This is a genomic window from Sphingobacterium paucimobilis HER1398 (assembly GCF_000416985.1).
GTDB lineage: Bacteria > Bacteroidota > Bacteroidia > Sphingobacteriales > Sphingobacteriaceae > Sphingobacterium > Sphingobacterium paucimobilis.
This window is the reverse complement of record NZ_ATDL01000015.1, coordinates 988,071-1,001,915: the sequence shown is the minus strand read 5'-3', so window position 1 is coordinate 1,001,915 and position 13,845 is coordinate 988,071. Positions and strand designations below refer to the sequence as shown.

At 37.7% G+C, this 13,845-nt stretch carries 8 protein-coding genes and 2 rRNA genes; 9 read left to right on the top strand and 1 reads right to left on the bottom strand.

Features of this window, described 5'->3' with window-relative positions; all coding sequences use genetic code 11:
• From M472_RS36870 to M472_RS36845, 6 genes are all read left to right on the top strand, one after another.
• Window positions 1-266: ribosomal RNA gene (locus M472_RS36870) — 23S ribosomal RNA — on the top strand; the annotation flags it as partial.
• A gap of 96 nt (window positions 267-362) precedes the next feature.
• Window positions 363-474, top strand: a 5S ribosomal RNA gene (gene rrf, locus M472_RS36865).
• Between the two features lie 339 nt (window positions 475-813).
• Window positions 814-1,878 carry an efflux RND transporter periplasmic adaptor subunit gene (locus M472_RS36860; protein WP_021070996.1) on the top strand — a complete coding sequence of 355 codons (1,065 nt, stop codon included), beginning with the start codon at window positions 814-816 and terminating at the stop codon, window positions 1,876-1,878.
• An 8-nt stretch (window positions 1,879-1,886) separates the two neighbouring features.
• Window positions 1,887-4,964 (top strand): efflux RND transporter permease subunit, encoded by a 3,078-nt coding sequence (locus M472_RS36855; RefSeq protein ID WP_022829388.1) that lies wholly within the window; start codon window positions 1,887-1,889, stop codon window positions 4,962-4,964.
• Window position 4,965: 1 nt separating this feature from the next.
• The gene (locus tag M472_RS36850) at window positions 4,966-6,273 is read left to right on the top strand and encodes a TolC family protein (protein WP_031301839.1); all 1,308 of its coding nucleotides are present in this window, start codon (window positions 4,966-4,968) and stop codon (window positions 6,271-6,273) included.
• Between the two features lie 254 nt (window positions 6,274-6,527).
• On the top strand, window positions 6,528-7,943 hold the full coding sequence (locus M472_RS36845; RefSeq protein ID WP_021070993.1) for a Gfo/Idh/MocA family protein: 1,416 nt from the start codon (window positions 6,528-6,530) through the stop codon (window positions 7,941-7,943).
• A 73-nt stretch (window positions 7,944-8,016) separates the two neighbouring features.
• On the opposite strand, the gene M472_RS44605 is transcribed toward M472_RS36845, so the two are convergent.
• A complete protein-coding gene (locus M472_RS44605) occupies window positions 8,017-9,024 on the bottom strand; it encodes a helix-turn-helix transcriptional regulator (protein ID WP_021070992.1) in 1,008 nt (335 codons plus the stop codon).
• 112 nt (window positions 9,025-9,136) lie between these two features.
• Between M472_RS44605 and M472_RS36835 the strand changes: the two genes are divergently transcribed.
• Genes M472_RS36835 through M472_RS36825 form a run of 3 tightly spaced genes read left to right on the top strand, consistent with a single transcriptional unit; the run spans window position 9,137 to window position 13,843 of the window.
• On the top strand, window positions 9,137-11,548 hold the full coding sequence (locus M472_RS36835; protein ID WP_021070991.1) for a TonB-dependent receptor: 2,412 nt from the start codon (window positions 9,137-9,139) through the stop codon (window positions 11,546-11,548).
• Window positions 11,549-11,581: 33 nt separating this feature from the next.
• Window positions 11,582-12,895, top strand: coding sequence for a DUF4374 domain-containing protein (locus M472_RS36830; protein ID WP_021070990.1), 1,314 nt, complete (start codon window positions 11,582-11,584; stop codon window positions 12,893-12,895).
• Between the two features lie 27 nt (window positions 12,896-12,922).
• Window positions 12,923-13,843 carry a siderophore ABC transporter substrate-binding protein gene (locus M472_RS36825; RefSeq protein ID WP_158499921.1) on the top strand — a complete coding sequence of 307 codons (921 nt, stop codon included), beginning with the start codon at window positions 12,923-12,925 and terminating at the stop codon, window positions 13,841-13,843.
• The last annotated feature ends 2 nt before the right edge of the window (window positions 13,844-13,845 follow it).

Here is a 13,845-nt window from a genome sequence, read left to right as displayed (position 1 = left end):
TGTGGGCGTTGGAAGTTTGAGTGGATCTGTCCTTAGTACGAGAGGACCGGGATGGACTGACCGCTGGTGAACCAGTTATGCCGCCAGGTGTACGGCTGGGTAGCTACGTCGGGAATAGATAAGCGCTGAAAGCATCTAAGTGCGAAACTAGCCACGAGATGAGACTTCCTTACAGGGTCGTTGGAGATGACAACGTTGATAGGCTACAGGTGTAAAGGTTGAGAGACCAAAGCCGAGTAGTACTAATAGCCCGAAGCTTTCCAAGCAGATAGACCTGTTGTCTTCTCTGACTGTTCTTTTTCTTTCAATAACATGTCAATCAGGCTATAGCTGTTATGCAACAGCGATGAGCTTAAGATATTTCAGGTGCCTATATCGGCGGTGTCTACCTCTTCCCATTCCGAACAGAGAAGTCAAGCCCGCCAGAGCCGATGGTATTGCCGTAACAGGTGGGAGAGTAGGTCGGTGCCTTTTTTTATACAAAGCCCCTTCAGGAAACTGGAGGGGCTTTTCTGTTATACGTTTTTTCTGAATCTATAGTATCGCAGTAACAGATGGGAGGGTATACGCTAACCTGCGCATTGTTTGATACGAATCTCCTTCAGGAAACTGAAGTTTTTTTTTGCTTGTCATCTAATTTATCATACTTGGAATAGTTCTGATGTGTATAGTGAATGTTTTATAGATAATATCTGTCTGTTAACAACTATGTTCTTTTTTAGTTATAATAATAATAATTTTACATGTTTTCTACGTCAATATAGCTTATATTGTAACAGGAGTATGGATAAAATACATTTCCCAAAATAAATTATGAATCGAAAAGTAGGAATATTTTTGCTTGTTTTGTTTTTAATAACTTCAGGATTAGTTAGTTATAGGCTGCTGAAGAATAAAGAAAAGAACAATGCTAACCAAAGAAGAGAAGACAAAACTCGTAAAGAAACCCAAGTTTATGGAATGGTTGTTATCGGAAAGGCTTTTTCTGACTATTTGTCGTTGACAGGAGGAATTGAAGCAAATGAGATTGTGGACTTAAAAGCCGAAATTTCAGGACTTATTGAAAGATTGAATTTTGAAGAGGGTGGAATGGTTACGGAGGGACAGACACTTATTAAAATTAATGATTCTGAATTACGTGCACAATTAGAACAAGCACAGACAAAAAGTAATTTAGCGGAAGAGAACGAACGTAGAGCCAGATTATTGTTAGAAAAGGAAGCTATTAGCCGTGAAGAGTATGATGTAGCAAGTGCTGAATATCGAAGTGCTAAGGCGCAGATACAGCTAATTCAAGCCCAACTCGATAAGACGGTAGTCAAGGCTCCGTTTGCAGGAAAGATTGGATTGCGGAGTATATCAAAAGGAAGTTATATTACACCTACGACGCCAATAGCACAATTAGTCAATTTAACGCGAATTAAGCTGCAGTTTTCTATTCCGGAGAAATACGCTATTAAAGTAAAGGTTGGGGAATCGGTAAGGTTTACTGTTCAAGGTTCGGATGAAGTATTTTATGCACGGATTTATGCGGTGGAACCATTAATAGAAGAGAGTACTCGTACATTGCGGGTACGAGCTGTGGCAGAAAATGGAAACAATAGGTTGATACCTGGATCCTTCGCTAATGTGAGGTTTCCTTTGGAGACAATAAGCGATGGTTTACTCGTACCTACGGAGGCATTGATACCGATTCAGAATGGGAAGAAGCTGTTTTTGAAGAAGAGTGGCAAAGCTAAGGAGGTTTTAGTTGAAACTGGAGGACGGACGGATTCGGTAGTATTGATTACAAAGGGGATTTCAGATGGAGATACCGTATTAACTTCTGGAGTTATGTCATTAAGGGATGGTAGTCCAGTAAAAGTGACATTTAGATAGTAGAAGGTATGAGTTTATCAACTTTAAGTATTAAAAGACCAGTATTAGCAATAGTAATGAATCTATTGTTAATATTATTTGGAGTTATAGGATATACGTTTTTGGGTGTTCGAGAGTTTCCGTCTATAGATCCCGCACAGATATCTGTACGAACTAGTTATGCAGGAGCCAATGCAGAGATCATAGAGTCTCAAATTACAGAACCATTAGAGAAGTCTATAAACTCCATTGATGGGATACGTAATATATCTTCTTCGAGTAATCAAGGAACCAGTAATATTACAATTGAGTTTAATTTGGATAAGAATCTCGAGGAGGCAGCAAATGATGTTCGTGACAAGGTTTCTCAAGCTTTGAGGAGCCTGCCTCAGGATATTGATGCTGCTCCAGTTGTTTCCAAAGCTGACGCTGATTCTGAACCTATTATTACAATGACTGCTCAAAGTGCTACAAAGAATGTCCTTGAACTGTCTGATTATGCGGAGAACGTAATTGCTCAACGACTTCAAACGATACCTGGCGTAAGTTCTGTACAGATTTGGGGGCAAAAAAAGTTCGCAATGCGTTTATGGATAGATCCGATCAAACTTGCATCTTATGGATTGACTGTATTAGATGTTCGATCTGCTTTAAATAGTCAGAATGTAGAACTGCCGTCAGGTAAGCTTACTGGAGCAAATACTGAATTAGCTGTAAAAACAATAGGTAATCTGTCGACAGAAGAAGGATTTAATAATATTGTAATCAGAGTAGAAGAAAATCGGATTATTAGATTAAGTGATGTCGGACAAGCAATGTTGGAAGCAGAGAATTTTGAAACGAAGATGTCTGATTCTGGTTATCCAATGGTAAGTTTAGCAGTTATTCCTCAACCAGGTACGAACTATCTCGATATAGCAAAAGAGTTTTATGAAGAATATGATCGTTTAGAGGTCGACCTACCCGAAGGATTCGAAATTAATGTAGCTATTGACAATACACAGTTTGTAAAGAAAGCGGTGTTAGAAGTAGTCGAAACATTGTTGATATCTATCGTATTGGTTGTTATAATTATCTACGTCTTTTTCCGGAATTGGAGTATAGCATTTAGGCCTTTGATTGATATACCGGTATCTCTTATTGCTACATTTTTTATCATGTATCTTTGTGGCTTTTCTATTAATGTGTTGACATTATTGGCTATCGTTCTCGCTACCGGACTTGTAGTTGATGATGGAATCGTTGTGACTGAAAATATTTTTAAGAAAGTAGAGGAGGGGATGTCTCCGATTGAGGCTGCAATTAAAGGTTCTAATGAAATATTTTTTGCTGTTATCTCTATTTCGGTAACCCTGGCAGCTGTATTTCTGCCAGTTATTTTTCTAGAGGGATTTGTAGGAAGGTTATTTAGAGAGTTCGGTATAGTGATTGGATCTGCTGTGCTCATATCTGCATTTGTATCATTGTCACTGACTCCTATGTTGAATGCTTACCTTATGAAAGGAGGTGAACAGAAACGCTCTAGGTTCTATGAACGTACAGAACGCTATTTTGTAGCAATGAATAAGGAGTATGAAGGCTCTCTACGTAGTTTTCTAGGGAAAAAATGGTTGAGTATCGCTGTTATTGGCGCATGTTTCGTACTCATCTATTTCTTCTATCAGCTCTTGCCAAAGGAAACAGCTCCTTATGACGATCGAAGCTACATATCTCTACGGGCTACTGCTCCAGAAGGTGTGTCTTATGATTATATGGATCGATTTATGACTGAATTGACGATGCTGATCAATGATTCTGTTCCCGAAAAAAAAGTAAGTTTGGTTATTACCTCACCCGGATTTGGGTCTTCTTCTGCGAATAGTGGTTTTGTCCGATTAGGACTTGTTCAGCCTGGAGATCGTGAACGTACGCAAGAAGATATTGTGAACCAGCTTTCACATTTGACTAAGCAATATTCAGAGGCTCGCGTAGCTGTTTCTCAACAGCCTACGATTGCTGTCAATCGAAGAGGCGGATCTCCAATTCAGTATATTATCCAAGCTCCGAATTTTCAGAAGTTGGAAGAGAAAATTCCAGAGTTCATGGAAGAGTTGTCGAAGGATAAGACCTTTTCAATGGTGGATGTTAATTTAAAATTTAACAAACCCGAATTGTATGTTCATATCGACCGGGAAAAAGCACAAGCTCTAGGTGTATCCGTACTGGACGTAGCACAGACTTTGCAGATGTCCTTATCAGGTCAGCGGTTTGGGTATTTTATGATGAATGGAAAGCAATATCAGGTAATGGGGCAGTTTGATCGAAAAGATCGGGCTACGCCGACTGATTTGACTTCTATTTTTGTTAAGAATAAAGAGGGAAAGTTAATTCAGCTTGATAATATTATAGAAGTCCAGGAACACAGCAGTCCTCCTCAGCTGTATCATAATAATCGATATATGTCTGCGACAGTATCAGCTTCACTCGCTCCAGGGCAAAGTATGGGAAAGGGGATAGAAGCAATGGATGCTATCAAAGAAAGAGTATTGGATGATAGTTTTACAACAGATTTGGGGGGAGAAGCACGCGACTTTGTTGAAAGTGGTTCTAATACAATGTTTGCATTTGGTCTAGCAGTACTTTTGATATTTTTAATTTTAGCAGCACAATTTGAGAGTTTTGTTGATCCAATCATTATCCTATTGACAGTTCCTATGGCGGTGGGTGGGGCATTATTTTCACTGTGGCTTTTTGATCAGTCTTGGAATATCTTTAGTCAGATAGGTACTATTATGCTTATTGGTTTGGTAACAAAAAATGGTATTCTAATCGTTGAGTTTGCAAACCAGCTTCGTGAAGAAGGGCATGAGAAGTTTGAAGCGGTTGTTCTTGCAGCTGAGGCTCGTTTAAGACCTATTTTAATGACATCGTTTGCTATTGCTTTAGGCGCTCTACCTATCGCTCTTTCATTCGGGGCAGCTTCGACTAGTCGTGTAGGTATGGGGGTTGTTATTGTTGGCGGGACACTTTTTTCTTTATTGTTAACATTATATGTTATTCCTGGTTTTTATTTGATGTTTTCCCGCCAACGCAAAAAAAGACCTGAATTTGACCAGATAGATGGATAATATGAAGTATTTAATAGCTTTTTTAACAATTTGGATATTTTGCTACTCAAGTTTTGCACAGGATCTGCTGACTGTTCAGGAAGCAGTTGAGATTACATTGGCAAATAACTACGATATAAAGTTGTCAAAAAATGAATTAGAGGTTGCAACAGAAAATGTAACCTATGGTAATGCTGGGATGCTGCCACTAGTGACCGGAAATTTTAGTCAAAGTAATAGTATACAGAACTCCAAACAAACTCAAAATGATGGCAATATCCGGGCATTGGATAATGCTAAAAATAATAATATGACATATGGTGTCAGCTTAGGCTGGACTATTTTTGATGGACTAGGAATGTTTTCTAGGTATGAATCGTTGAAGGAATTAGAGAAATTAGGTGGTATACAGGTGAAACGTACACTAGTGACGATGGTTTCTGATGTGATTCGCACGTATTACAGTATTGTGGAACAACAAAACTTACTCATAGCTTTGGATTCAAGTATCTTAATTTCCAAGGAAAGGTTGCGTACTGCAGAAAATCGGTTTTCTATAGGAAAAGCGTCACGTTTGGAAGTTCTTAATGTACAAGTTAATCTAAATGAAGATGAATCTTCGAGATTAAGGCAACTAGAGACAGTGGGGAATCTCAAAACAGCGTTGAATGGATTGATGGCAAGAAATTTATTGACCGATTTTGATGTAGTGAGAGAAGTAAAAATTGATAGGTCAATGGTGCTTTCTGACTTGTTAAATCAAGCGAGCATCCATAACCCTGATTTATTGAGTGTCAGTGTCAATAGACGGCTTGCGGAGTTGGAACTGAAAACTATTAAATCAAATCGCTACCCAACAGTTCGATTGAATGGTGGGTATAATTTTTCCGAATCCGAATCTAGTTTAGGGTTTGTTGCAAAATCAAATTCTCGAGGACTTAATTATGGTGTTACTGCAGCTTTAAATATTTTTGACGGTTTTAATCAAAGAAGAAACGAACGGGTTGCTAAACTAAGGATAGACAATGCTGATTTAGCTATTGAAAAGCAACGTAATATCATTGAGACTGCACTCACCCAAGCTTTTCAGAACTATCAAACTAGTTTGGCTTTAGCACAGATTGAGGAAGGGAACGAACAGATAGCTAAACAAAATTTGAGCATTACCTTGGATAAGTTTCGTATTGGAACAATTAGTGCTGTCGAATTTAGAGACGCTCAACAAAATTTCATCAATGCTGTTTCTCGGTTTAATACGGCAAAGACACAAGCTAAGCTAGCGGAATCTATGTTAAAAGAACTAGTTGGCAGTATAGATCTGACGCAGTAACGATTCTGTTAGGCAATCGGTTTCGCAATTTAAGTCAAACGTTTGCGTTGTTTTTTTATTTTCTATTACAGTATTTATAGATTATTATTGTGATAGGTAACACGATAAAATAGCAGTTATCTATAACCAATAAGCCTGTAAATACACATTGGTTATTCTATAATAGACTGTTTAGTTTGTTTTAAAATAGGTGATTTTAGAGGGGGCTTAGTTGTCCCCTTTGATTTTTAAAATAATGTAAATCTAAGATAGATATGAGTTCAAATAGAAGAGATTTTTTAAAGAAAGCGGGCTTCCTTTCAGCGGCAGCTATCAGCTTACCCGCATTGAATAATGAAGCATTTGCGGCGACATCGTTTAATATGTGGGGATATGTTGCGCCTAAGATAGATAAAGTGCGTATAGCGGTGATAGGATTGGGAATGCGTGGGCCGGGTGCTGTAGATCGTTTGTCTTATATTGAGGGAACAGAGATTGTAGCATTATGTGATAGACATGCGGATCGTGTAGATAAGGCGCAAACGATATTGACAGGCAAAGGTCTAAAAGAAGCAAAATCTTATTCTGGTGATAGTGGTTGGGAAAAGCTTTTAAAAGAAGAGGAGATAGATCTAGTCTATATTTGTACGCCTTGGGAATTTCATGCTCCGATGAGTATTGCTGCCATGAAAGCAGGAGCTCATGTGGCTTGTGAAGTCCCAATTGGTTTAACAGTAAAAGAGTGTTGGGAAGTTGTAAAGGTATCAGAAGCAACAAAGAAACATTGTATGATGTTAGAAAATTGTTGTTATGACTTTTTTGAGATGTTGACTTTGAATATGACACGTCAAGGTATGTTTGGGGAGTTGATCCATGCAGAAGGGGCGTATATTCATGATTTGTTGGATTTGAATTTTAACAGCAAAAATGGATACGACAATATGTGGCGCTTGCGCGAGAATATCAAAATGAATGGTAATCTTTATCCAACTCACGGTCTGGGTCCTATTGCGCAATGTCTGAATATTAACAGTGGAGATCGTATGACCCACCTTGTAGCTATGCAGACAGCTGATTTTATGATGGGAGAGACTGCTCGCGAAATGGCAGCTAAAGACTCGTTTTATCAAGAGTTTGTCGGTAAGAAATATCGCGGAAATATGGATACTACTTTAATCAAGACGGAGAAAGGTAAAACGATGATGTTGCAGCACGATGTCACTTCTCCTCGTCCGTATTCTCGCCTTCACTTGCTGAGTGGTACCAAAGGTTTTGCACAAAAATACCCTAAAGAAGGGATTGCATTCGGACATTCTTTTATAAAGGAAGAAGAGATGAAATCATTGTACGAAAAGTATACACCTCAATTGATTAAATATATCGGAGAGCAAGCCAAACAAGTTGGAGGGCACGGAGGTATGGATTTCATGATGGATTGGCGTTTGATAGACTGTTTAAGAAATGGTTTGCCAATTGATCAGCCCGTTTACGAAGGAGCTTCTTGGTCTGTAATTGTTCCATTGAGTTGTGAGTCTGTGGCTAAAAATAGTAGGACGGTTTCTATTCCTGATTTTACTAACGGAAATTGGAAGGTTAATAAACCGCATGATATAACACTTATTGGAGGCGGTACCACAGGTATTCGTCCTAAAGTATCAAAAGATCAAAGCAAACAATTAAAAGTAGATTAAATAGTAGGCAGTTAACTAAAATTGTTCAAAAGGAGGATTTCTATAGATTTCTTCCTTTTGCGCTTTTTGGAGACTACTGTTGTGCAATGTCCCGAAAGTTGCTCAATGCTTCTTTGGGAGTACAACCGTAATAATTCTTAAATACTTTTATGAAGTGCGAGACACTATGATATCCCAAGAGTATTGCTAATTCATTAACATTATGATTTTCTAATAATAACTTTTTAGCTTTTTCCATTCTTAATTGTACAACGTAGGCATATAGTGTTGTGCCATATTTAGCCTTGAAGTTCTGTTTGAGCTTCTTTTCATTCATGAAGAATATTTTAGCTAATTCTACGCTCGTAGGGGGATTGTCTAAGTGTAGTGCTAAGTAAGATTTTATCTTTTCTAAGCTATCCGATGGTTGAGAAGCAACTTCGGGAGAATTTGTGCCGTATTGAGTCTGCTGATGTATAGTGAATAAAAGTTCACGTAGTTTAAGTTTTAGAAAATGGTACCTGTGCTCAACTATGTCGTTGCTTTCTAGGATTTCCTGTATAATTTGTAGCATTCTCAAGTCCATGGACAGGGTCTCGTTCGGTCTGTTTTTGGGCTTTTTAGACAGAATGTACTGATGGAAGCTATCTTCTATTATCCAAGATTCTGATTTAATAAGACTGATATAAAACTCGGTCGACATTTTGATGATAATCGAATGCATAACTTCACCAGGTTTTATGAAAATAGTTCCGCCACCACCATCGGTATCTAAAAAATTGCGTTGTAACATTCCAGCTCGGTGGGTATAAGATTCATTTCCCGCTCCATTTATTACATGCGAATTTCCTTTGAGATAAAAGAAAAAGCGGACGTGTGGGCTTTGTGCATGCCAATGATTAGTCAATAGGATATCTGTGTTTATTTGAGATTCAACAATATGAAGACCAGGAGCCTGGAAGATATTACATCGTATAGATAGTTTTTCTCTATCATACGTAAAGATACGATGTGTCAACGTCCCATCCTCTTCATAGTTTCTTTCGACAATATCATCATGAATCACCTTATCTATTTCTACAAACTCCGATTTTAATCGCATTCCTTTATTTCGCTATTTTTTGTCCTGTTTATCGCTATTCCTTGATGTGGTTAGTAATTACATTTGCGAAGTTATTTATAATTAATCTAAATACCAATAGAGGTTAACAAAAATGAAGATAGATTTATCTGGAATGAAACAAGTGATTGGTGTATCGCTGCTTTTCTTGCTGTTATTTAATAGCACATCCCTTTTCTCGCAAAATCATCAGCGGAATGCTGCTAAGATTATTGGATATGTGAAGGATCAGGATGGAAATGTAGTTACTGGGGCTACGGTCTATATTTTGAATACATCCTATAGTACACAAGTGGACAAGGATGGGCATTACGTTTTGGTTGTCGAATCAGGAGAATATGAGATAATGAGTTCTGCCGTAGGTTTTATTACCCAAAAGGCAAAGGTTTCGGTGAATAAAGGAGAAAATAAGAATCAACGTTTTGTTTTAAAGACTGATCCAAAAACAGCCATTGAGCAGGTGGTAGTTACAGGTAAGTCTGCGATTCAAGAGGTGAGAGAGACACCGTATAATGTTGCAGTTTTGGATGCTACTAAGTTTCATAACTCCTCCATGGAGTTGTCTGATTTACTTAATAGGGCGTCTGGAGTAAAAATACGTCAAAATGGAGGGCTCGGTTCGGCAACATCTGTGAATTTAAATGGTTTCTCTGGGCGACATGTAAAAGTTTTCATAGATGGCGTACCTATGCAAGGTATGGGGTCGGCATTTCAGCTGAATAATATTCCTGTCAATCTAGCGGAACGTATCGAAATATACAAAGGTGTTGTTCCCATCGAATTAGGATCTGACGCATTAGGCGGAGCTATCAATATCATTACTAATAAGCGCAATAAATCGTATGCAGACGTTTCCTATTCTTATGGATCTTTCAATACGCACAAGACAAATATTAATGTTGGATACGCAGCAAAAAATGGCTTTACCATCCAATTAAATGCATTTCAGAACTATTCAGACAATAACTACCCTGTTTATACACAGATTAAAGACTTTACGGCTAGCAACTTCACGATGGATAGCGTATGGACAAAAGCCTTCCATAATAAATACCATAACGAAACGGCTATTTTAAAGACGGGATTTGTGAATACGAGTTGGGCAGACCAGTTTCTCATAGGTGTAACCCTTGGTAAAGAATATTCTGATATTCAGAATGCAAATACTATGAAAATAGTATACGGCGAAAAATCGAGAAATGGTAATACTGTAATGCCTTCGTTAACATATTCTAAGAGAGATTTATTAACTGAAGGTCTAGATGTCATACTAACAGCTAATTATAATCATAACTATAATCAAAATATAGATACAGCATCAAGAGAATATAACTGGCTCGGCGAGTACCGTGAAACGAAAAATGTTGGTGAAGGGAATAGATCGTTAGCAAAATTTTATAATGACAATGCAGTTGCTTCATTAAATCTAATCTATAAAATAAGCAGTCAACATAGTTTCTCTTTTAATGATAATTGGTCGACTTACGAACGTAAAAACGCGGATAACGTAGCTATTAAAGATGAATATTCGAAACCAGAGGATAAAGCAAATAATTATAAGAATGTAGCTGGTCTGTCCTATAAATTCAATTACAATAAACAATGGGTATCTACTGTTTTTGGAAAGCATTATAAACAGAAAACATCAGGGGTGGTCAATGCTGGAGAAAGTGAATCGTTTCCAACATGGAAAAGGGTAAGTGCCGAAGCTAGTGCTTTTGGCTACGGCGTAGCAACTACTTATTTTTGGAAAGATTTTCAATATAAAATTTCCTATGAAAAAGCATTGAGGATGCCATCTGACTCCGAGATTTTAGGTGATGCATTATTAGAGCGAGCAAATGCTGAGCTAAGACCAGAGAGAAGTAATGGTGTAAATATTGGTGCGTCTTATCAAAAAGATTTTAATGAAAATCATGCTATTTATATTAATGCGAGCGGTTTATACCGGGATGTTCAGGATTTTATCCGTCGTACTATTGTGCAACGAACTGGAGAAGCACAAAATGTAAATCACGGTAAAGTTCAAAATTTAGGTTTGAATTTTGAAGGTAGATATTATTATAAGCGATTTTTATCAGCTGGAGGTACTTTAACCTACCAAAGTCTTATTAACAAAGAGTTGTATACGAATTATGGAGATAAACAATTGTCTGCCACTTATAATGACCGTGTGCCTAACCAGCCTTATCTATATGGCAATGGAGAAATTGAAGCTCGCTTTCAGGGTATTCAAGAGCCAACAGATTTATTGACTATAGGCTACAATTTAAATTATGTACACTCCTTTTATAGAGAATGGCCTAGTCTAGGAGATGTCAATACTAAACACACCATCGAAGGCCAGCTATCTCATGATTTTACAGCGTCCTATGCAATGAAAAGTGGACGTTATAATATCGCGTTGGAGGCAAGAAATTTCACGAATCAGCGTCTGTACGATAATTATAGTCTACAGAAACCAGGGCGCAGTTTTGGTGTAAAGCTTCGATACTTTTTTATGTAATCTAATAAATAATTGAAATTGATAAATTATAATATGATGAGTTCTAAAAACAATGTATTCAAAAGTGCTATTGCATTACTGTTGTGTGGTAGCATAATTAGCTGTTCAGACAAGAAAGTTTTTGATGATGAGCGTGAGTCTAACGATATCGAGTTCTTTATTTCAGCTTCTGAAAATGAAACTGCTAGCTACTTGTTAGCTGTGCCAGATATCACGGCAAAAGAAAAGTTAACTATTAAAGGTAAAGGGATGGAATCTGATGCATATGGGTCTTGGCTATTTCCTACGCCTTATGTCGGTATTGGGCTACAATACCGAAAGGGAGATCCTGGTATAGGTATCGGTATAGCTTTAGGACCTAACGGTAAAATTATAAAAAGTGGTAGCGAGTTTCAGATCGTTTCAAGATTTACAACTTATGGTGTCTTTCAAGAAAAAGTATTATCTGTTGTTGAAGGGATAGTTCAGCGAGATGATAAAGGTAATATGGATAATACCAAGTTGTATTCTACATTCAATTTTATCGATCCAGCTAATAATAATGCGGTTACTACGATAACGAAAAGTACAACAAACTTAACTGGTAATGGTGAATATTCAATTCTATCAGGAGTAGTTCAATTTGGTGCTAATAACTTTTTAACAGCACTTGTTCCGAGACAATTTAAAGAGGGTTTAGATAGAGATGGAAAGCCTACATTAGTAATGAGTGATACTCAATATCCAGATTCGGTTTGGATCGCATCATTTGACAAAGACCTCAAGATGACAAAACTGTACGGAGATGATCGGATTAGTTATGCTGCAGGAAGACATCGCTCACAATTCTATAATACAATAGGTGCAGATGATGAGGGCAATCTTTATGCTTTCGCTCCCAGGAATGCAATTACTTCCAAGGCAAGTGGTGTTCTTAAAATCAATAAAGGTGCTTCAGAATTTGATAAGAATTATTATTGGAATCTTGATGAAGAGGTTGTGAAATCTGGTATATCAAGTAGTCCTTCTTTTAATAGAATACACCATGTTCAAGGAGATTACTTTATTGTTGAATACTTAATAAAGGGTACCAATCCTATTGAAAAAGATGTACCTAGCTCTAATGCACTCGCAATTGTCAATGTCCGTACAAAAGAGTTTAAATGGGTGAAAAATATCCCGGATTACAATTACTATCCTAAATTCCATACTCCAATTGCCGACGGTGGTAAGTTTTATGTACCAGTAAAAGAAGTGGATAAATTACCTGCAATCTATATTATTGACCCTGTCACAGGTCAAGCAACCAAAGGTTTAGAAGTAGATGCCAAAGATATTAATGGTATCGGCAAGCTTCGTAAAAAATAGGTAGTTCCTTAGTAAATGAATATTAATATGAAACGTCATTTTCTTATAGCCCTATTTTTAGCGGCTTGTTACTTCAATACATCTGCTCAAAAGGCAGTCACTTTCAAACATTCTAAAGGCGAAACGAAGGTTGCAGTAAATCCAAAAAAAGTGTTGATTATGGATTTGAGTGCACTGGAAACTTATTACGAATTGGGAATACCAGTTGCAGCAACGGTTGATCAAGTTCCAGAATATTTAAATGAATATAACGATACAAAGTATATAAGGGTTGGGAATGTTAAAACGCCAAATATGGAAGCGGTTGCTGCTCTGAAGCCTGACTTTATCATTACTGGAGGTCGAATGGGAAATTACTACGACTCTCTATCTATGGTCGCTCCCACGATTATCTTCGGCACAGACAATGCTGATTTTTGGGGTTCGTTTGAACAGAATGTACGTGATATTGCAAAATTACACGGTAAGGAAAAAATCGGAGAAGCAAAGTTACAAGCTTTACGGCAGAAAGCTGCTAAAGTGCAAGACAGAGCAAAAGCAGATCCTAAGAAAACGGTGTTAGCAATGCACATGGGCGGACGCTTGATGCCGAGCGGCCCTAATTCTCGTTTTGGATTCTTGTATGATGCCCTGGATTTAAAACCGGCGTATATACCAGATGCCGAAGCTTCAAATGCCCCTAGAGGTGGAGATCGTCCACAGGCTCCGAAATTGGCTGATATCAATCCCGATTACTTATTCGTTTTTGATCGTAACACGGGTATACAAGGCGTTATGCCTGACCCCGCCGATATTATCAATGATGATATCAAAGCGACCGAAGCTTATAAGAATAATAAGGTGTTTATCGTTCCTGGATGGATATGGTACCTTTCGGGGAGCGGCTTGACATCTGTTGATCAAAAGATAACAGATATCGGTGAGAAGCTTTATAATATAACATTTTAAAA

Bases quoted from the DNA above. Each gene is read 5' to 3' on its own strand.
- M472_RS36825 (WP_158499921.1), top strand. From the start codon at position 12,923: ATGAAACGTCATTTTCTTATAGCCCTATTTTTAGCGGCTTGTTACTTC.
- M472_RS36855 (WP_022829388.1), top strand. From the start codon at position 1,887: ATGAGTTTATCAACTTTAAGTATTAAAAGACCAGTATTAGCAATAGTA.
- M472_RS36830 (WP_021070990.1), top strand. From the start codon at position 11,582: ATGATGAGTTCTAAAAACAATGTATTCAAAAGTGCTATTGCATTACTG.
- M472_RS36845 (WP_021070993.1), top strand. From the start codon at position 6,528: ATGAGTTCAAATAGAAGAGATTTTTTAAAGAAAGCGGGCTTCCTTTCA.
- M472_RS36835 (WP_021070991.1), top strand. From the start codon at position 9,137: ATGAAGATAGATTTATCTGGAATGAAACAAGTGATTGGTGTATCGCTG.
- M472_RS36860 (WP_021070996.1), top strand. From the start codon at position 814: ATGAATCGAAAAGTAGGAATATTTTTGCTTGTTTTGTTTTTAATAACT.
- M472_RS44605 (WP_021070992.1), bottom strand. From the start codon at position 9,024: ATGCGATTAAAATCGGAGTTTGTAGAAATAGATAAGGTGATTCATGAT.
- M472_RS36850 (WP_031301839.1), top strand. From the start codon at position 4,966: ATGAAGTATTTAATAGCTTTTTTAACAATTTGGATATTTTGCTACTCA.